The organism is Stieleria sp. JC731, assembly GCF_020966635.1.
GTDB lineage: Bacteria > Planctomycetota > Planctomycetia > Pirellulales > Pirellulaceae > Stieleria.
The window spans coordinates 645,130-665,253 of sequence record NZ_JAJKFQ010000002.1 but is presented as its reverse complement, the minus strand read 5'-3'; the positions used below and the strand labels follow the sequence as shown (position 1 = coordinate 665,253).

General features: G+C 54.1%; 14 protein-coding genes. 9 read left to right on the top strand and 5 right to left on the bottom strand.

All coding sequences use genetic code 11. From position 1 onward, the window contains the following. Nucleotides 1–795: an alpha/beta hydrolase gene (locus tag LOC67_RS08160; RefSeq protein ID WP_230262075.1), complete on the top strand. Its 795-nt coding sequence runs from the start codon at nt 1–3 to the stop codon at nt 793–795. 223 nt (nt 796–1,018) lie between these two features. Here LOC67_RS08160 and LOC67_RS08155 read toward each other — a convergent pair whose 3' ends face one another. Next, complete coding sequence (locus tag LOC67_RS08155) at nt 1,019–1,702, bottom strand: hypothetical protein (protein ID WP_230262074.1); 684 nt, start codon at nt 1,700–1,702, stop codon at nt 1,019–1,021. Nucleotides 1,703–2,000: 298 nt separating this feature from the next. Here LOC67_RS08155 and LOC67_RS08150 point away from each other — a divergent pair, with 298 nt between their 5' ends. After that, a complete protein-coding gene (locus LOC67_RS08150; protein WP_230262072.1) occupies nt 2,001–2,855 on the top strand; it encodes a hypothetical protein in 855 nt (284 codons plus the stop codon). Nucleotides 2,856–2,912: 57 nt separating this feature from the next. Here the strand turns inward: LOC67_RS08150 and LOC67_RS08145 are convergent, their stop codons facing one another. Next, nucleotides 2,913–4,265 (bottom strand): hypothetical protein, encoded by a 1,353-nt coding sequence (locus LOC67_RS08145; RefSeq protein WP_230262070.1) that lies wholly within the window; start codon nt 4,263–4,265, stop codon nt 2,913–2,915. A gap of 265 nt (nt 4,266–4,530) precedes the next feature. Further along, on the bottom strand, nt 4,531–6,642 hold the full coding sequence (locus LOC67_RS08140; RefSeq protein ID WP_230262068.1) for an NAD(+) synthase: 2,112 nt from the start codon (nt 6,640–6,642) through the stop codon (nt 4,531–4,533). An 89-nt stretch (nt 6,643–6,731) separates the two neighbouring features. Here LOC67_RS08140 and LOC67_RS08135 point away from each other — a divergent pair, with 89 nt between their 5' ends. Next, nucleotides 6,732–7,196, top strand: coding sequence for a superoxide dismutase, Ni (locus tag LOC67_RS08135; protein WP_230262066.1), 465 nt, complete (start codon nt 6,732–6,734; stop codon nt 7,194–7,196). Between the two features lie 173 nt (nt 7,197–7,369). On the opposite strand, the gene LOC67_RS08130 is transcribed toward LOC67_RS08135, so the two are convergent. Together LOC67_RS08130 and LOC67_RS08125 are read right to left on the bottom strand one after the other, a co-directional pair. Further along, on the bottom strand, nt 7,370–8,461 hold the full coding sequence (locus tag LOC67_RS08130; protein ID WP_230262064.1) for a protein arginine kinase: 1,092 nt from the start codon (nt 8,459–8,461) through the stop codon (nt 7,370–7,372). Continuing rightward, nucleotides 8,458–9,012, bottom strand: a complete 555-nt coding sequence (locus LOC67_RS08125) for a UvrB/UvrC motif-containing protein (protein ID WP_230262062.1) — start codon at nt 9,010–9,012, stop codon at nt 8,458–8,460. Before LOC67_RS08125 ends, LOC67_RS08130 begins: the two co-directional genes overlap by 4 nt. 637 nt (nt 9,013–9,649) lie before the next feature. On the opposite strand from LOC67_RS08125, the gene trpE reads away from it, so the two are divergent. The 6 genes from trpE (at nt 9,650) to LOC67_RS08095 (ending at nt 19,460) form a co-directional block, all read left to right on the top strand. Beyond that, a complete protein-coding gene (gene trpE / locus LOC67_RS08120; protein WP_230262060.1) occupies nt 9,650–11,197 on the top strand; it encodes an anthranilate synthase component I in 1,548 nt (515 codons plus the stop codon). Nucleotides 11,198–11,434: 237 nt separating this feature from the next. After that, nucleotides 11,435–15,334, top strand: coding sequence for a PQQ-binding-like beta-propeller repeat protein (locus tag LOC67_RS08115; RefSeq protein WP_230262058.1), 3,900 nt, complete (start codon nt 11,435–11,437; stop codon nt 15,332–15,334). Next, nucleotides 15,334–16,383, top strand: coding sequence for a hypothetical protein (locus LOC67_RS08110; RefSeq protein ID WP_230262056.1), 1,050 nt, complete (start codon nt 15,334–15,336; stop codon nt 16,381–16,383). Before LOC67_RS08115 ends, LOC67_RS08110 begins: the two co-directional genes overlap by 1 nt. Before the next feature lie 34 nt (nt 16,384–16,417). Beyond that, nucleotides 16,418–17,914, top strand: a complete 1,497-nt coding sequence (modA, locus tag LOC67_RS08105; protein WP_230262054.1) for a molybdate ABC transporter substrate-binding protein — start codon at nt 16,418–16,420, stop codon at nt 17,912–17,914. Next, entirely contained in the window at nt 17,911–18,801 is an 891-nt protein-coding gene (locus LOC67_RS08100; RefSeq protein WP_230262052.1) for an ABC transporter permease, read from the top strand. The genes modA and LOC67_RS08100 overlap by 4 nt, the downstream gene beginning before the upstream one ends. Further along, nucleotides 18,798–19,460: an ABC transporter ATP-binding protein gene (locus LOC67_RS08095; RefSeq protein WP_230262050.1), complete on the top strand. Its 663-nt coding sequence runs from the start codon at nt 18,798–18,800 to the stop codon at nt 19,458–19,460. Before LOC67_RS08100 ends, LOC67_RS08095 begins: the two co-directional genes overlap by 4 nt. Nucleotides 19,461–20,124: the final 664 nt, after the last annotated feature.

The following is a 20,124-nucleotide window of genomic DNA, read 5'->3' as shown; positions in this document are numbered from 1 at the left end:
ATGATCGTCGCGTTTCGACGTCGCCTACTGGATCGATTCGTTTTGCGGCCCTCGCAAAACGAGTTGGATTTTGGGACCAAACAGCGTCGGTTCTATGAATCGGATGGTCAGCGAGACGAATACTTCGTTGGCGATCTGCAGCCTGATCAGACACCGGATCTGTTGGTTGTCAAATTTCCCGGAACGGCTGGGCGAGCCGAGCGAGCGACGGATTGGCCGGGAAGCATTCTTAGCGGAGTGCATGTTCGGCACTGTACCTGGAACGCTCCAGGCTATGGGCGATCGAGCGGTCGCCCTTCACTTGCCAATCTTGCAAAACGTGCAACACCATTCTTTCTGCATCTTCTCGAACAGATCGATCTGACAAAAACGAAGGTCTGGCTTACCGGGAACTCGCTCGGTTGCACGACCGCGACGTACTTGGCGGGTGAGTTCGGTGATCGAGTCTCAGGTTTGGTACTGCGAAATCCTCCACCGCTGATCGACACGGTGAAGAGGGTTGCTGATCGGTATCCGTTTGGGAAGTTGGCGCACGCTATCGCAGAAAGTTTACCCAACGAACTGAATTTACTGCACACCGCACCGAAGGTTGGCGTCGCATCGGTGATGTTGCAGAGTGAACTGGATGAATTGGTACCGGTAACTCAGCAAGACAGCGTGTTTGATCGCTTGCCCGAACCGAAACGTCGAGTTTTGATGCAGGGGATCGGGCATGGCGGGCTGATCAACGATGACCACCAAGCCGACATTGCTGCCGCGATCGAATGGCTATGGTCTCAGTCGCGAAAGGATTGAAAGAGTACGCTCCGAGTTTCTTTTTCCGTCTTCGTACTCGTACTCAGCGCAGCGGTACTCTTACTCGTACTCGCCTCCCGTTCGCCGGTGGACTTGGTTTTGAAGTCGGCGGTTGATTCGAGTAGGAGTACGAGTACCGGGCTTCGCCCTGAGTACGAGTAGGAATAAGACTTTGGGGGCCGCGGTACCTATCAGACGAAAGAAGGTTGCAATTGCAGCAACGTTAATTCTTGCGTCGACGCAGGACCATCCCGAGTGCGGTGATTGCGATGAAAGCCACGCCTCTGGGTTCTGGAATCGCGCTGACAACAAACGTTGATTGAAAATCTCCGGCCGGATCGGTGTAACTGAGATCATGCAGTTTGGAGATTCCAGCAGACCGTATTCCTACTGCGGTAGTCCGCACCCCGGTGTCGTCATCGGTCCCACGGATGTCAAGCTTTACGAGATCGCCGCTTTGAAGGCGAAGATCTCCATAGTCAAACGTAAACGTTCCGACACGAAACGCATCGGTGTTTGCGATCGGGAACACGGGCGTTCCGGGAGGCGAGAATGGCTCCATCACCAACCGGGAAAGGGCGTCAGGGTTTTGGCCAAAGCTCTCTTGTCGCCATGCGTCAAACGGATTGGCTGTATCGAATCGGACCAGCGCGAAGTTTAGTAGCGGGTCAGAGTTGATCGTCGATTGCGAGAGATCGATTTCGATGTATTCGATTTCGTCGCCGACCTGTTGATCCGTGCCGCGAAACAGCAGGTCCGCTTCGAATTGATTCAGACCGGATTGTCGGGCTTCACTGAGATAAGCACGTAGCTCAGCGCGGCACTCCTTGTTCGGAAAGAGAAGCGATACGCCAAGGCAAAGCCAAGCGGTGAGCAGGGTCGGGTTTTTGCGAGCAAGGTATTTCATAACCCCCGTGATGCTATTCCTGGTCCCCCCGGGTGGCAAGGCGACGTGTCGTTTTCGCGGATAGTTTTTGCCACAAAACGCGATCCGTGCAATCAAGCAGTCTTCTTGGATCATATTCGGAACATTCTGGGGCAATCTATTTCGGGATACCGTGAGACGCTCTTTGGTTGACTGGTGCGTGCCTGCTTGCCGCGATTTCACTATTGCGACGAACCTACGAATCTGCGAGTTTCACGTCCTATCGTTGGCATGATGCCATTGGTGTACCCACCCGCCATTCGTATGGAGACCTGCAACCGTGGCCCGAATTCTCGCTCTTCTGACCATCGTCGCAATTCAAACCTCGCTAACGTTCGCGGAGGATGAAGCGGAAAAGTACACGCTGCGTTATTCGCTCACGAGCGGACAGCGTTTAAATTACGAAGTGACCCACGTCGCCAAAACGAAAACTCGGTTCCAGGGTCAGGAAGAGGTTTCTCAAGTTCATACCGTTAGCCGCCGTTACTGGGACGTGACTGAGGTCGACGAGAAAGACATGACCTTTGATCACATCGTCGATTCCGTCGAGATGACTCAGCAGCAAGGCGAGCAAGACGAGATTCGTTGGTCAAGCACTTCGGGTGACGAGCCACCAGTGCAGTTTTCGAAAGTCGCTGAACAGATCGGCAAGAAGCTCGCCACGATTTCGGTTAACGCTCGAGGGCAAGAAACCGCACGTGAAGACCATGGCGGAAGCAAAGCCTCACTCGGAATGGGCTCGCTAACCTTGGCATTGCCCGAAGAGCCAATCGCTATCGGGGACTCTTGGTCAATTCCTCGCGAGATCAAGACCCGGACCGACGACGGTTTGGTCAAGCCGATCAAAATCCGTGAGCTTTACACTTTGGAAAAAGTGAAGTCAGGAGTCGCCACCCTTTCGATCCGCAGTGAACCGCTGACACCGATCAAAGAAGAGTCCGTACGAGCTCAAGTGGTTCAGCAGTTGAGCAACGGATCGATCAAGTTCGATATCGATGCCGGTCATATGATCAGCAAAGAGCTGAACTGGGACGAAACCGTTGTCGGGTTCCAGGGTGCCAATAGCTTGATGGAATACCGTGCTCGAATGAGCGAAGAACTTCTTGAGGATGTGCCACGCACCGCTCGCCGTTAATATCCACCGACGAGATACTTACCTGGCGGGATTCACTGGGCTGGTCAGTTTGGCCGGCTAGTTTTCAGTGCGATGCTTCCACACGTTTAGAATCCCACCGGATCGTCGGCTAGTCGAAACGGGTTTGGTGGGAGTCGATTCGGAACCCAAACGTTTCGTCCAGCTGGAGAACCGCTGGACGAGCGTCGGTGCGGATGTTTCATCGCCTGGCTGCTGAGAATCCATTCCCGGTTGCAGTCGTGTTTGGATTTCTGGTGAAGCAATGTTGTCGGACTCCACCATCGCCAACGTCTGTTGATCAGCACCGGCTTTACTTAAGCCATCTTCATCTGGGCATTCCTGAAGAACAAACTCGCACGGAAAGTCATCGGTGCTCGCGTCCAAGCCAAATTGCTTTGATGCTTCTGCAAACAGCTGGTCGTTCAGTGGCCGATCAACCGTGGCTGTCTTTGGCGATGGCTGAATGTCGACGTGCGTTACGACAACAGATTCCAGCTCTGGTTGTGTCGCGGTCTCGGTGCGATCTTGCGAAGCTGAAACAGTTGGGCTGGACTGAGCGACTGCGTCCGCAGTAGGCGAGGGAAGCAGCGGCAATGATTCTGCCCGGATAGCTTCGGCGAAATCGATCGTCAGCTCTTCTGTGTTGTCAGATTCCGTGATCTGAGCGATCGCGGCGTTCAAGTGGTCTTGGGATGGTGCGATCGTGGTGGGCAAGTGCGATGGCGCGGTGTCCAGCGATTGACTCGAGTCGGGCAGGTGGCTACCGATTTGATCCATTGCCAACATCCCAGTGCCGCCATTGATAGGCATCGGTTGACTAGACGGATCGACCATCGAGACGGCCCAGGAGTCTACGACGTCATCATGCGAGGGCGGATCGAGCGATGCAGATTCATGCATCACCAACGCGCCAGAAAGCGGATGCTGTGATGATGCCACGTGAATATGCTGGAGTCGTGGTGGCAGGGTGACGACCAGAGGATTCTGTCGCACTTTGCCTTTGACTTCCGAAGCGTCTGTTTCGATTAGCGAGGCGCTGTTGCTTTGCTGAAAGCGTTGTTCCCGCGATTGCTCAGCAGCGTGCTCCGTCGACTGACCGTGAACCGGTTCGTGACGCTGTGTGATCGTGAACGCCGGAGTCGAGTGGTGTGGGGGTGGGTTGACTCGGATCGCAGGTTCTTGATCGTACTGATGAAGATCAACAAAACGATTCAAACGCGTGATTCCGACTGACTCGTGTTTTGATTGAGGGTCCAGCAAGACCGGTGTCGCGGGAGCGGGCGACAGCAAGGAACGTAGCTCATCACCCGACGTTGGCTCGCCCGCATCGCTTGTTGCTGAACTTGCCAGGCAGATAGCCGTCGCCAAAGCGAGTCGGGCTGACAGCCAATGTTTTTTCTGGGGTGACATAACGCTTCCTTGCGTGACCACACGAATCAAATTCAAAAATGAATCTTTGGTGCAATCATGGATTCGTCAGTGGGAGCACCGGCTCAGAATGCCAATCGATCGCAGACTGCCAAATACGGAAACGGACAGGCAACTAATAGACGCAATCGACCAGAATGGAACGAGCAATCGATTCGGGACAGAATAGGAAGGCGGATTAATCGTTACAGCTTGACGGGACGGTTTCGCAAACGCTCCACTTTCAGATCATCAAATTGAGTGCGCTTCAAAACGATCCGTGTTCGGCATCGCTGGGCATCCGCCAATCGCCACGTGGTGACAAGCTCACCGAACCGACTTTGGGACCATCGGGAACGCAATTGCGTTTGAATTGATTGCGAAAGAATCGCGTCGCGAACTGTTCTAACGTTTTGGCGATTGTTTCGATGTCGTATTTCGAATCGAATGAAGCGTGCTGAGCGAGATACAAGATCTTCTTTCGGTCGAATCCGTTGCGAACGAATTGATACAAAAAGAAATCGTGTAGTTCGTAAGCCCCGATCGAGGCCTCTGTGTTTTGACGGATCGATCCGTCAGCGCTAGGCGGAAGCAATTCGGGTGAGATTGGCGTGTCCGCAATTCGATGAAGCAGCTTCGTTGTTTCACCGTCGAAGTGATGGTCCGCCGCAAAGCGAACGAGGAAACGCACCAGCGTCTTCGGAATCGATGTGTTGACGTTGTACATCGACATGTGATCGGCGTTGTAGGTTGACCAGCCGAGCGCCTGTTCGCTCATATCACCCGTCCCAAGAACAAAGCCACGGTTCATCAGCAGCATCGTGCGAATCCGAGCCTGTACATTTTCGAATGTCAGATCAGCCGCATCGTCTGGCAGTTGGTTAAGTCGTTCCTGTAGGGATTTCACCGTCGTTTGTTGATCAATCTCAATCCCTAGCGGCGAGTGATCGAGCGAATGGAACGTGTCCAAGCAAAGCTGCCGAATGTCGATGCATTCTTCCGTGATCCCGGTCTGCTGGATCAATCGATCGGCGCTGGTTTTGGTATGCGTGGTGGTGCCAAACCCAGGCATGGTCAGCCCGATGATACTTTCGACCGGCCAGTCAGCCGCTTTGACTGCTTGCAACGCAACCAAAAGTGCCAGCGTGCTGTCCAACCCACCAGAGATGCCGATCGCAAGCGGCGTCGATTTGGGGAGGCATTGAAGTCGTTTGACCAGTCCGGCGGACTGCACTGCAAAGATCTCTGCGCATCGTTCGGCAAGCTCGTCAGCTTGGCTAGGAACGAATGGGTGTGCATCGACATGACGGAGCAGTTGTTCCGGCGCAGGCTTGATCGGTTGGGCCGTTTGCAATTCAACACGGCGAAACGACTGTGTTTGCCGATCGATGGCATCGTCGAACGAACCGACCACTCGTCGATCATGAGCAAGACGTTGTAGGTCCAAGTCACAACAGACGCTGGTCTCTGCAACATAACTTGGCGATTGCCCATCACCGATACGTCTCGATTCGCCAACGAGTCCGCCGTTTTCGGCAATCAAGCAATGGCCACCGAAAACCAAGTCGGATGTCGATTCTCCGGGGCCAGCCGATGCATACACGTACCCAGCGATGCAGCGTCCGGATTGCGAACGGACCAGTTCACGTCGCCATGATGCTTTGCCGATCGTTTCGTTGGACGCCGACAAGTTGACCAGCACGTTGGCACCGGCGACGGCCTGAAATCCGCTCGGCGGTAGCGGTGTCCAAAGGTCTTCGCAGATCTCGATGCCGATGACCGCTTCGCCAATTTGGAATAGCAAGTCACTGCCGAAAGGAACTGTCTGACCGGCCAGTGTTATTTCTTTTGGGTCACCAGCGCCGGAAGCGCGAAAGTGTCTGCCTTCATAGAATTCGCGATAAGTCGGCAGGAAAGTCTTAGGGACCACCCCGGCGATGTTGCCTTGGTGAAGCACCGCCGCAACATTCATCAGCGACCCACCGACGCGCAATGGGGTTCCCAGGACAATCACTGCTGATGATTTCGCAGATCGTTCGGCAAGTCGAATGAGCTGTTCTTCGGCCGCATCGAGCAGCCATTTACAGCCAAAAAGGTCACCGCAGGTGTAGCCGGTGGTGGCGAGTTCCGGGAAAACGATCAAATCTGCATTGGCCGATTCGAGGGCGGATGCGATTGCGGCGGCATTCTTTTGGGGATGTCCGACGGCGACGTGGGGAGCTGTCGCGAGGACTCGAAAAATCCCGTGTTCAAAAAAATCGTTTACGTCGTTGTCGTGATCCAAGTCGCCGCGATTGATAGAGAATTGTGATGCGAAGGAAACTTCATTTCGTTTGACGAGGCATTGTAGTGGCTCAACTTCGGCGAGACGACTTCCCATCAGCTATAATCTTTCACCGTCGCGTCGGATGCGGGCCTCGCCCCGCCCCCCACGCATCAGACTACTACCACACCACCAAGAAACAGAACATGACTAGATTTTTGACCGCATCGTTGGCTTTTATGTTCACCGCGTCGATCGCAATGGCTCACTGCCAGGTTCCCTGCGGAATCTACGGTGATCAGATGCGATTTGAGCAAATGTTGGAAGATGAGCACACCATTTCCAAAGCACAATTGGAAATCAACAAGATCGCCGATGGTGAACTTGGTAAAGGACAAGCGATCAACCAAGCGGCTCGTTGGGTTGCGACCAAAGAAGATCACGCGACCAAGATTCAAAACACGATCGCCGCATACTTCATGGCGCAGCGCATCAAAGCCGATGGTGACAACTACACCAAAAAACTGACCAGCGCCCACGCGGTCATGGTTGCGGCAATGAAATGCAAGCAATCAGCCGATCCGGCAACCGCCCAAGCTTTGGAAAAAGCGATCTTTGATTTCTACCGTGCCTACGAAGGCAAAGAGCCTGACTTCGAGCACTCTCACTAGTCCGCTCGGAAGCAAGCCGCGTTTTAGATCGAGTCAGACTTTAGATCAGGTTAGCCCGTCTGACTGTGAGTCTCACACAAGCACGCTTTGTCAATCAATCACGGCGCCAGTGAATTTCGCTGGCGTCGTTTCGCGTTCGATCGCGGTGCTTATGCACCAAAGTGGACGGTTTCTTAGTTCCACGTCGCGTCGTCTTTACCCGACAGATGTTGTTGCAAAAAGCTGGCTCGCCTGGCGTGGCGTTCTGCCGTGCCAAGGATTCTTCCTTGAAGCTTTTGTAAGTGGGCCGATTGTGACTGCAAGAACAGTTGGTTGATGATCTTCACGTCCGGCTTTTCGATCAGTCCCATGCTGATGCCCAGTCGGATTTTAGAAAGGTGGTGCATCGTTTCTTCGCTACTGATCTTTCTGGCAGTGCTTAGGATGCCCATCGCGCGACTGACTTCGTCATGCAAGTCGTCGCGATTGTTCTTTAAGAGCGCTTCGCGTGCTTTGCGTTCGTATTCAATGATACGTGGTGCGACTTCTTTGCCGACCAAGTCTAGAAGTTCTGATTCGGTGTAGCCCAAGGTGACTTGGTTGCTGACTTGATAGAAATCGCCGGTGTACTGCGAACCTTCACCATACAGACCACGCACGGTCACGTTGATTCGCTGCATGCTGCGGAACACGCGATCCATCTGTTCGGTGATCACCAATGCCGGAAGGTGCAGCATCACGCTGACACGCAATCCCGTTCCGACGTTGGTGGGGCATGCCGTTAGGTAGCCATAGCGTGGGTGAAACGCATACAGCATGACCTCTTCGAGCATGTTGTCGATACGATTGACTTTTTGCCAAGTGTTTTCCATGTCCAAGCCACTGCGCATGACTTGGATTCGCAGGTGATCTTCTTCATTGATCATCACGCTATAGCCTTCGCTGGCATCGAAGGCGACCGCGCGCGACCCGTCCGATTCGGCAATTTCGCGACTGATCAATTGCCGTTCGACCAGCAATTGACGATCGATTTCCGATAGCGGTTCCAGGTCCACGTATTGCGCGGATTCCCAGAGTTGGTCCGCGATCGTTTCCATGCGTGCCCGAACGCTTCGTTCGATACTTAATCGATCATCTTCGCTGCAGCGGCGGATGAAAGGAAAGTCAGCAAGGTTGCGGGCAAGGCGAACGCGAGTGCTGATCACGATGTCGGATTCCGGGCCTTCGCCTCGCATCCATTCACCGGTGTAGCGTGCAAGCTGTTCAAAATCAGCATCGCGTTTCACGATTCGTCATCCGTTTCTGGGGAAGGTGGTGTTTCGGATTCAGGTGGCGTTGCCGGGGTCGCCATCGACTTCAGCTCGTCACGAATCTCCGAAGCACGTTCGTAGTCTTCTTGCTTGATCGCTTGATCCATCTCGCTTCGCAACTTAATCATACGTGCTAGCGAGTCCGCCGTATTGGTCGAGCGGTTGGGGCTTTTTCCGACGTGTTCGGTTCGGTCATGAACGTTGACCAGCAACGGGCGCAAGTCGGCTTCAAAGTGCGTGTAATCATACGGGCAACCGAGTCGGCCGCTGTTTCGGAACTCGCGAAAAGTGATTCCACACACAGGGCACTTCTTCTGGTCCAGCTCTTCGAGGTCATCGCTACTTTGACCCAATTGACCGAGCTGTTTGGCAAGTGCCGTCGTGATGGCCGCCATTGGTGAGCTGGCGCCTTTGTGTAAGAAACCCTTGGCGTGCTCTTCGCAAAGGTGCATCACCTGTGGGCCAGTCGGTTCGGTTAGCTCGGTGATGTGAAAGGTCGCCGGCTTTTCACAAAATTGGCACTTCATGGTTTGCTACCGGTTCTGTTGCAACGTTTGCCAGGTTCAGCGTAGCCATCGGCCAGGCTATGACTGGTGCGTATCGCGGTTCAAGCTCTTCAACCCAGACGACTTCTTCGGACGGCAAGTTCGATCGAGCATGTGTGTTCCACGGTCGATCGAGCGTTGGTCGTGTCTTTGATAGAAAAGGGCAGCGGGGGAACGAGACCCACTGCGAAATGATTTCCGCACAAGTTCGATTCTATCGCTCGCCTAATTCAAAACCAACCCAGTACCAGTTGTCGGGGTAAGATGTGCCGCAACATCAGCCCTGTCGGTGGGATTCCTGGGAATTGAAAAGGGAATTGAAAGCCACACCCGCAAAGGCAACGAACCTTTTCGCCGGGTGGGACGTCTTCCGCACGTCAGCCCCCTACACGGCGACCGTTTCGGTGACGAAACTAGGTGCCCGTCGCGGTCAAAACGTCGCAACATTCGTCCGATGCGTGGAAAAGACTGCTGATCGAGAAAAGAATGGCTGCTTCCGCGTCAGCTGGATTTAACTGAAAACCTCGACAAACGGGTGCGGCTGAGCCGATGGCTAGCCCAATGGGCCGCACCCTCGTCTCTCCTTCAATCGTCGTCACGTTACTGTTTTTAACTGTCAATGCATCACCCTACCCCCAACGCGTTTGCTGCACTGGCACGTGAGTACGATTTTGTGCCGGTTTATCGTCGCTTGTTGAGTGACGCTTTGACACCGGTGACCGCATTTCGCCGGCTCGATTCGTCTTCGGAGAATCAGCAAGGCGGCGGCGCTTGCTTGTTCGAAAGTGTCATCGGTGGTGAAAAAGTCGGTCGCTATAGCTTCTTGGCGGTCGATCCGATCTTGCGATTCGCCGCGACTCGCCAAACCGTTCAAGTCACCGATTTGCAGCTCGGCAAAGTTGTCCAAGAATTCGATGACCCGGATCCGCTGAACGCTTTTCGAAAATACCTCGACAAAACCGTTGCTCAGCTAGACGAGTTGCCACCGTTTGTCGGCGGTGCGATCGGGTACGCCGGGTATGACGTCGTTCGCTACGTCGAAAACCTGCCCAATGCCCCGGAAGACGATCGTGGCATTCCAGATCTGGACTTTGCCTTTTACCACACCGTGTGCGTCTTCGATCACGTCGACAAGACCATCACGGTCGTCACGTTGGCGGACTGCCGCGACATCGATAGCGAAGACTCCGCCGATCAGACCTATCAAGCTGCATCAAATCAAGTCGATCAAACCATTGACCGTTTGATGGGGACCGGCGGCGACCAATTCAAGCCAGCCGCGTGGGACGAAGGGATCTGGAGACAGGCGTCCAAAGAAAACCCGATGGAGATTACCTCCAACTTTACACGGGAAACCTTTGGCGACGCCGTTCGGCAATGTGTCGAATACATCCGTGCCGGCGATATCTTCCAGGTCGTACCTAGCCAACGCTTGTCGGTGAAAACCGATGTCGACCCGCTCGAAATCTATCGTTCATTGCGGGTGGTCAATCCCAGCCCGTTCATGTTTTATCTGCGGACAGGCGATTGTGTTCTCGTCGGCTGTTCTCCCGAGATCATGTGCCGTGTGGAAGATTCCGTGGTGACGGTTCGGCCTCTCGCCGGGACTCGAAAACGTGGCCAAACGGAAAAAGAAGACAAGGCACTTGAGCAAGAATTGCTAGCGGACCCGAAGGAACGTGCCGAACACGTAATGTTGGTCGACTTGGGGCGAAACGATGTCGGTCGTGTCGCCCAGTTCGGCTCGATCGAGCTGACAGAAATCATGGTTGTCGAACGTTACAGCCATGTGATGCACATCAGCAGCGAAGTCCAAGGAAAGCTTCGCGAAGGACTGGACGCATTTGACGCACTCAAGGCCGCCTTGCCAGCGGGAACCGTTTCCGGTGCCCCCAAGGTGAGGGCGATGGAAGTGATCGATCAAATCGAGCCTCATCGTCGTGGTCCCTACGCCGGTGCCGTCGGCTGGGTTGATTATCGAGGCAACATGGATACCTGCATCGCGCTGCGGACGATGGTCATCAAAGACGGAACCGTCTATGTACAGGCCGGTTGTGGTGTCGTGGCCGATAGTGATCCCGACGCGGAATACGATGAAACGATGAACAAAGCGCGCGCCTTGATCACCGCAATCGAATTGACTGTTCAACGGGTGAACGAGAACTAGGCTGTCGCGATACTGCCAAAGAAATGTCGATTGGCTCGTTTGAGAGTCATAAACCCATATCGATTTCGTGTCTTTGACGACTGCAAGGTGACGCTGACGATCGACGCTCGATCCTGTTTCGGTATGGAGCCGATTTATGTGACTTGAGCGCCAAAGGGCTAGGTTGACGCAACACCTTCGCACCTTGACTGGGCTACAATGGAGGCCAATCTACCTCCCCCCGCCCGGAGTCATTCGATGCGACCTGCCTGGTTGAACCGCCCTTTGTTGGGCCTCGTGGTTTTGGTTTCGACATGTCTAGGATCCGCTTGGGCCGATCCCGTTTCGGATGCTCAAGATCTGATCAAGCAAGCCGATGTGCGAGCAGGCTTCTTTGTGTACCTCGGTTGCCAGGACGCAGAACTTGCCAAAGCCCTTGGTAGCAGTGAGTCTGTCCAAGTTCAGGTCTTGCTCGATGGCGAGAAAGCGGTGGGGCAACTTCGCAAGCAGATTCGCGCTGGCGGAGGATACGGCGATGTCGCGGTCGATCAACTTCCCGGCGATCAGTTGCCGTACGTTGACAACATGGTCAATCTCTTGATCGCCGATTCGCAGGATCTTGCTTCGCTGGAAGAGATCATGCGCGTGTTGGTTCCCAACGGTGTGGCGCTCGTAAAGAAGGGCGACGGTTGGGAACGACACACAAAAGCCCGTCCCGACAACATCGACGAATGGACTCACTACCTGCATGACCCGACCGGCAACTCGGTCGCGCACGATGACGTTGTCGCACCTCCGCGGCACTTGCAGTGGGTTGGCAGCCCGCGTTGGTCACGGCACCACGACCGTATGGCCAGCATGAGTGCGTTGGTTTCCGCTGGCGGTCGCATGTTTTACATCATGGACGAAGGCAGCCGCATCTCGATTCAGTTGCCATCGAAATGGAAATTGATCGCACGCGACGCGTTCAACGGGACCGTGCTTTGGAAGAAAGACATCAGTTCTTGGCAATCCCATCTTTGGCCCTTGAAGAGCGGACCGAGCCAACTGGCGCGTCGATTAGTTTGCACCGAAGATCGCGTCTATGCGACCTTGGGATACAACGCACCGTTGGTCGCACTGGACGCCGAAACGGGCGATGTCATTCAAGAATACGCCGACAGCGATGCGACCGAAGAAATTATCTCGACAGGCGATCGTTTGTTCTTGGTCGTCCGCAAAGGTGAAGCAGAACTGCAAAACTACGCGCCGTTGTTTGGAACGGTCGGTGACCAAGCAAGATCACGTAGCATTTTCTGGAATGAAGAGCCTCGTGTCTTGATGGCCTTTGATGCGAATACGGGTGAGCGGTTGTGGTCAAAGAAGTCGATCGTTTCGCCACTGTCTCTATCGGCGAACGACGGCAAAGTTTATTTCCACGATGGCGAACGCATCATTAGCCTGAACCAGCAGGATGGCGAAAGTGCTTGGAGCAGCGATCCGGTGACGCGACGTGATTCATTCACGTTTAACTTTGGTCCGCGTTTGGTCTTGCACGACGATGTCGTCTTGTACGCCGGTGGCGACGGAAAAATGGTCAGTTTGGATGCCAAAAGCGGCCAGCGGCTTTGGGATGCGGAATTTCCCAACAGTGGTTACCAATCACCACAGGACTTGATGGTTGTTGACGGCCTGGTGTGGCTCGCGCCGCTAACCAGCGGACGTGACTCGGGCGTCTACACCGGTCGCGATCCCAAAACCGGTGAAATCAAAAAGTCATTCGCACCCGACGTGGACACCTATTGGTTTCACCACCGTTGCTATATCGCCAAGGCGACCGATAACTTCTTGATGCCTTCGCGAACGGGGATCGAATTCGTCGATCCGGACCAAGAACATTGGGATATCCATCACTGGGTTCGCGGCGGATGCTTGTATGGCGTGTTGCCTTGCAACGGTTTGACCTATGCACCACCTCATAACTGTGCGTGCTATCCCGAAGCCAAGCTTTATGGCTTCAATGCACTGGCACCTGTCGCACCCACTCGTCCGATTCCTGATGAGGTTCCCGAAGAAGGTCGCTTGGTCAAAGGACCTGCCTACGGTGCGGCACTTGCACCAGAAAGTGATCCCTCGTCGGATGATTGGCCGACTTATCGCCATGATTCCAATCGCAGTGGCACGACAACGGGGCCGGTCAATTCTGACGTGGACATTCAATGGCGTGTGAACTTGGGCGGACGGTTGACCTCGCCAGTGATATCAGGCGGCAAGGTTTATATCGCTCAAATTGACCAGCATACGCTGCATGCGATCGACGAAAAGAACGGCCAGACCGAATGGTCATTTACCGCAGGTGCCCGTATCGATTCGCCGCCAACGGTTGCGCAAGGAAGGGTCGTGTTCGGCTGTGCTGACGGTCGTGTTTATTGTCTGGATGAATCGGGCCAATTGGTGTGGCGATACCGAGCGGCACCGCTTGATCGACGTGCGATGGCATACGAGCAACTTGAATCGCTGTGGCCAGTTCACGGCAGCGTTCTAATCCATGACGGATCGGTGTACTGCGTTGCGGGGCGTTCGATCTTTATCGATGGTGGATTGCGATTGATCAAACTTGATCTCGCATCCGGGCAACAGCAATTCGAACGGATCTTGGACGAAACCAACCCGGATACGGGTAACAATATCCAGGAAAAGCTTCAGATCTTGCAGATGCCGGTTGGCTTGCCAGACATCCTGTCCACTGATGGGCGTCATCTTTATATGAAGTCGCAGAAGTTCGACTTCGACGGTAATCGCCTCGAAATCGGTCCGAATTCGGGTGACTTTGCCACTCAAGCTTCCAAGCAACGTGGTGAGGACGCACACATCTTTGCACCGATGGGGTTCCTGGACGATACGTGGTTCCACCGATCCTATTGGGTTATGGGACAGAGCTTTGCTGGTGGACACGGCGGATACTACCAAGCCGGCCGATTCGCCCCATCTGGCAGAATCTTGGTCAAAGGGAACGGCTACGTTTACGGTTACGGCCGCAAACCACAATATCTGCGTTGGACAACGGTGCTTGAGCATCAGCTTTTCGCGGCCGAGCAAAACCCGCCTGAGATCCCCAAGGACTTCGGACGTCGGCAAGGCCCGGCTTCTGTGCCATCAGCTTCGTTTCCTAAAACAGAAAGCCTTAATCCGAAGGGCAAGCCAATCACAGTCGAAGCATGGATGACATCGCTGCGTCCACAAGGTGTTGTTATCGCACGTGGCGGTCCGACCGAAGGCTTTGCCTTGTCACTCAAAGCGGGCTTGCCAGAGTTTCATGTCCGAGTGGATAAGAAGCTGACCACGGTGACGGGATCGAAACGAATTGTCGGTGGCTGGCATCACCTCGTGGGAGTTCTGGAAGCGGACGGTGCGGTCAAGCTGTACGTCGATGGTGACTTGGTTTCAGAAGGGAAAGCCGCCGGGCTACTGACGACCGATCCCGCGCAAGGGATGGACGTCGGTGCCGATAGCCTGTCAGCGGTCGGGACTTATGAATCGCCAAGTCAATTCGGTGGCGTGATCGATGAAGTTCGTCTGTATTTCATCGCCGCAACAGCCGAACAGATCAAGCGACGGTACGAATCCGGAAACGAAATTTCCCCCGACGCAGTCTTGGCAGTCAGTTTCGACGACGGTACCGCACGTGATCACAGTTTGCACCGGAACAGCGGAACTGTTGATGGCGGAAAGGTTGTCGAAGGCAAATTCGGCAAGGCGATTCAGTTCAAGATCGCCAAAAACAATGGCAAGAATGCGAACGCCAATGCACGCCAAAGCAATAGCTTGGTTGATCCGAAATGGGCAAAGGAAGTTCCGATCTATGTTCGAGGCATGGTGTTGGCTGGAAACAAGCTGTTTGTGGTCGGGCCGCGAGATTCGATCAACGAAGAGGAAACCTTCAAACAGCTCAGCGAGAGTGATCCCGAAGTCCAAGCCTTGCTCGCCGAACAAGACAAGATCTTGATGGGGGACGAAGGGGCGAAGCTTTTAGCGGTCAATATCGACACCGGGAAAATCGATAGCCAGCTGCCCATCGAATCGTTGCCGACTTGGGACGGACTGGCTGGTGCAAATGGCAAGCTGTATTTGACGACTCTTGATGGTGGCGTCATCTGCTTCGGCAAGGCGGCACAATAATGCGTGATCGTCAGCAACCGCGTTGTCGATTTCCGCAGTTGGTGCCCGTGCAGTCGGTACCAGCCCTGCGGACCATCACACTGATCGTCGCGATCGCTTTGGTGATGCCGACGATCGCACATGCCTGCAACATTCCTGTCTTTCGCTACGCGTTGGAACGATGGCAACCTGATCGCATCGAATTGATCGTCTTCAGTGCCGAAGGGCTTCCAGATTCGGCTCAGCAAAGGCTGCGGCGGATTACAGATATGGCTGACGGTCCCGATGTAGCAATCAATGTAAAAGTCACCGTCGTCGATACGGCAAAGCCGATCGACGATGCCTACGGCAACTTGTGGAAGCAGGTCGAAAGCAAAGCCAAGTCGCTGCCGTATTTGGTTGTCCGAACCAAGGTCGGCAACGGACGATTTATCAATCATTTTGATCAGCCGCTCGACGAGCTGAACGTGGAGCAGTTGCTCGGATCCCCGGTTCGTCAGGAATTGCAAAAGCGTTTGCTCGCTGGTCATAGCGTCATTTGGCTGATGATCAAATCTTCCGACGAAGCGAAGAACGCAGCTGCTCGGTCGATGCTCGAATCGACGTTCACGCAGCTGGAATCCGACGTCCAGTTGCCCGAAGGGATTGGCTTGCCAGGGTCGGAACTATATGCCGATGTTCCGTTGGTGGTTCGTTTCAGCATCGTCGAGATTGATCCCAACGATGACCGCGAACGCTTTTTGGTGGAACTGTTTGGCGGGATACGACCCGAGGCCTTCAAAGGCAGGCAACCACTGTTGGTTCCTGTCTTCGGACGCGGGCGCGCACTCGAAGTCTTGTCTGCCGAAAACACCACATCGACGATGGTCAAAGAACTCACACAGTTTCTTGCCGGCGCTTGTTCCTGCCAAGTGAAAGAACAGAATCCAGGGTTCGATTTGTTAATTCACTGTCAATGGGATAGCGAATTGTTCGGTAGCGTGGAAAATCGTCCACCAGACCGGTCCGATGTCGAAGGGACCAATCGGCAGCCAACTTTGGTTCCGATTCCACCTGGACGAAAAAGGTAACAGGTAGCGAAAAATGGTTCGAGCAATTGGCTGGATGTTAGCTTCCGTGCTGGTCCTAGGCGGATTGATCTACTCCATGAGCGATTCAGGGCGAGAGAATGCGCCGCGTCAAAGCACAGGCGTCACACCGTCCAGCGCAGCAATCCAGCTGTTTTGCGCTGCCAGCAATCGTGCTGTGATGGAAGCCGTCAAAGAGCGCTACGAAGAAGAGTGTGGCGGGCGAATTGAGATTCAATACGGACCTTCGCAAACGTTGCTTTCGTCGATCGAAGTTGCGCAAAAGGGTGACTTGTTTTTGCCTGCCGATGACAGCTATCTCGAAATCGCCGAAGACAAAGGGCTGATCGCGGAAACGATTCCGGTCGCAAAAATGCGCGCCGTTGTCGCCGTCGCGAAAGGCAATCCAAAGTCGATCCAGAGCATAAACGACCTTCGCCGAAGTGATGTCCGTTTGGTTTTGGCAAACCCCGATACAGCAGCGATTGGAAAAGTCACCAAGCGGGTTTTGCAAGATCAGCAACAATGGGACGCTCTGGAAAGTGCCGCAGTCACGATGCGTGCGACTGTCAACGAAGTCGCCAGCGATATCGCGATCGGGGCGGCCGACGCCGGAATCGTCTATGACGCCGTGTTGCGAACCTTCGAGGACGTTGACTTTATCACGCTCGATGAACTGTCCGAAGCATCCTCGGATATCGCGATTGGAGTCATCAAGCAATCCAATAAGCCGGCTTTGGGATTGCACTTTGCCCGCTATTTAACGGCAAGTGATCGTGGGCTCGGCCAGTACAAAGAGTTTGGCTTTAGCGTTGGCGTCGGTGATAAATGGGCCGACACGCCGGAGCTTTCGATTTTTGCCGGCTCGATGCTGCGTCCCGCAATCGAGGAAACGATCAAGGAGTTTGAGACTCGTGAGGGCGTTGTAGTCAATCGAGTCTACAACGGATGCGGAATTTTGGTCGCACAGATGAAAGCCGGACAGGAACCGGATGCCTATTTCGCATGTGATTTGGAATTCATGAATCAAGTTCACGACTTGTTTCCCGAACCTGTGACTGTCAGCAACAATGAATTGGTTATCTTGGTTCAAAAGGGAAACCCAAAGGGGATCCAAAGCTTGAAGGATTTGGCTCGCGAAGGTTTGCGAGTCGGTATCGGTCACGAAAAACAATGTGCGATGGGCTGGATAACGCAGAATACGTTCCGCGAAGGTGGTGTCCAGGAAGAGATCATGCCCAATGTGACGGTGCAAACACCGACGGGGGACATGCTTGTCAATCAGCTTCAAGCAGGCTCACTGGACGCAGCAGTGGCCTATCTTAGCAATGCCGCTGGCGCTGGCGATTTTTTACAAGCGATTCGAATCGAAGGGATCGAGTGCAGTATCGCGACGCAGCCTTGGGCTGTCGCCAAGGATTCGCCTTTTCCCAATTTGGCCGGCCGTCTATTCCAGCAGATTTGTAGCGCAAAATCGCAAGACGCGTTCATATCAGAAGGTTTCAGTTGGCGTTGGGAGCCGACCGGTCAATGAGCTTGGATCAAGAGTCGGTGCAGACAACGCCGGCATCGCAGACGAATGAACGGATCGGCCAATCGCGACGCTCTGACCGAAGACGCCGACGTAGCGATGCGCCATTTTTCATTGTGATGGGTGGGATTTCGGCGACGTTTATCTTGCTGATTGTCTTGCTGCTGATCGCCGATTTGCGATTCACATCCGTTGCCGACTTCCGAGCGGCTTTGGCAAAGCCGGAAATCATCGCTGCAATGAAGCTGACGATTACCAGTTGCTCGGTTGCGGCAATCCTGTCGTTATGGGTTGCCGTACCGTTGGGGTATCTGCTCAGTCGCTATCGGTTTCCGCTTCGCTGGCTGGTCGATACGATTGTCGACATCCCGATCGTTTTGCCACCGCTGGTGCTGGGGCTTAGCCTGCTGATCTTGTTTCATCAAAAGATCGGTGATTGGCAACTGGAAACATTCTTGGGGGATCTAGGTTTCCCCGTGACCTACCGCTGGCCGGCGGTTGTGCTGGCACAGTTTTCTGTTGCCTGTGCTTTCGCTGTGCGAACCATGCGAGTCACCTTTGATCAGATCGACCCGCGGACCGAAGACGTCGCCAGAACGCTCGGCTGTACTCGCGGGCAGGCATTTTTGACAGTCACTTTACCGCAAGCTCGGCGGGGGATGATCGCGGCGACAACGATCGCGTGGGCGAGATCACTTGGCGAATTCGGCCCGATTTTGGTTTTCGCAGGGGCGACACGAATGAGGACCGAGGTTTTGTCGACCACGGTGTTTCTAGAACTCAGTGTGGGGGAGCTGGATTCGGCTGTCGCGGTATCACTGTTGATGGTTGCGATGGCGATCGTCGTGCTCTTGATCTTGCGGATTCTCGGAACGGGACTGAACGCGTGATCGAGCTCCAAGATGTCTCAATTGTCGCAGGCGAATTCCAGTTGCATCGAATCAATATGGTTGTGCCCCGTGGAGCCTATGCGGTGTTGATGGGGAGAACCGGTCGTGGCAAAACGACCATTCTGGAAACGATCTGTGGGCTTCGCAAAGTCTCCTGCGGAAAGGTGTTGATCGATGGCAATGACGTAAGCGATTGGCTGCCAGGCGATCGCGATGTGGGCTATGTCCCCCAAGATTTAGCCCTGTTTCCGACTCACACCGTCGCCGAGCACCTATCCTTCGCGTTGAAACTTCGCGGTTGGACGAAGGCGGGGACACAGCACCGCATTGACGAATTGGCAGCAATGCTCGGGCTCGACCATTTGATGAAACGAGGGGTCACCAACCTCAGCGGAGGTGAATCACAGCGAGTGGCGCTCGGCAGAGCACTATCATTCCATCCGTCGGTATTGCTGCTTGACGAGCCGCTGAGTGCACTGGACGAAGCCACGCGGATCGAGATCCAGTCGCTGCTAGGGGAGCTCAAACAGAGCGTCACGATCTTGCATGTGACCCACAACCAAAGTGAAGCTCAGACCCTTGGGGACATACACTTTCAACTAAAAGACGGCCAGTTGATCGCAACAAAGTTTTCGAGCGATGACGAGCGATCAAACTAGTACCCGATCCTTCCTGTAACGCCCAGCTTTTCGAAAACAATGATCGATTCTGTGGATCAGCCCCGCAAGATGTCACTTCACAGGGCACTTGGCTGCCACGTTCTTTGTCGGCCCTTTGGTGGTTGTGACGTCACTCGATAGAAGGTTTGTCCTGCCGATCTTTAAAGGGCTTTTGCTAGTACTAGGAACTTATTGAAGTCTCCTTCACATGGCTCCAGATCTTGCTTGTTGCTAGTGAACCAGCGCTTCTAGTCTTACTAGGTCCGGGCCCCCAATATGAAGTCGTGTTGTGGGGAAATTACCGCAAAATCCGCGTGCACATAGCATTTGCTGGAATGTTTCGTGGGCGACAGATGTTGGCAGATCACGATGCTCAACAAACGCGTATTCGCATTTGGCGTTTAGGCGAGATAGACACCACGATCCAGGATTCAGCACACGGTAAGAATGCAATCGTTCGTAGCCTTGTGAACAAGGATCACAAACGCTTCATCAGTGCCTGATGCATAAGAAGCAGGCAAGTAAACGCTCGTTTTGTTTGACAATGCAAAAGTGGCGCGCAAGGGGGTGAATCACCCTCCAGGCTGAGACTTTAGCCAGTTTAAAAAAATGATTGGATAATGGCGACATTTAGTGTGGGAGGCAGATCCGCTCTTAAAGTTCG

Coding starts and splice junctions, on each gene's coding strand:
- LOC67_RS08155 (WP_230262074.1), bottom strand. CDS start 1,702: ATGAAATACCTTGCTCGCAAAAACCCGACCCTGCTCACCGCTTGGCTT.
- LOC67_RS08115 (WP_230262058.1), top strand. CDS start 11,435: ATGCGACCTGCCTGGTTGAACCGCCCTTTGTTGGGCCTCGTGGTTTTG.
- LOC67_RS08125 (WP_230262062.1), bottom strand. CDS start 9,012: ATGAAGTGCCAATTTTGTGAAAAGCCGGCGACCTTTCACATCACCGAG.
- LOC67_RS08140 (WP_230262068.1), bottom strand. CDS start 6,642: ATGGGAAGTCGTCTCGCCGAAGTTGAGCCACTACAATGCCTCGTCAAA.
- LOC67_RS08100 (WP_230262052.1), top strand. CDS start 17,911: ATGAGCTTGGATCAAGAGTCGGTGCAGACAACGCCGGCATCGCAGACG.
- LOC67_RS08145 (WP_230262070.1), bottom strand. CDS start 4,265: ATGTCACCCCAGAAAAAACATTGGCTGTCAGCCCGACTCGCTTTGGCG.
- modA (WP_230262054.1), top strand. CDS start 16,418: ATGTTAGCTTCCGTGCTGGTCCTAGGCGGATTGATCTACTCCATGAGC.
- LOC67_RS08160 (WP_230262075.1), top strand. CDS start 1: ATGATCGTCGCGTTTCGACGTCGCCTACTGGATCGATTCGTTTTGCGG.
- LOC67_RS08135 (WP_230262066.1), top strand. CDS start 6,732: ATGACTAGATTTTTGACCGCATCGTTGGCTTTTATGTTCACCGCGTCG.
- trpE (WP_230262060.1), top strand. CDS start 9,650: ATGCATCACCCTACCCCCAACGCGTTTGCTGCACTGGCACGTGAGTAC.
- LOC67_RS08110 (WP_230262056.1), top strand. CDS start 15,334: ATGCGTGATCGTCAGCAACCGCGTTGTCGATTTCCGCAGTTGGTGCCC.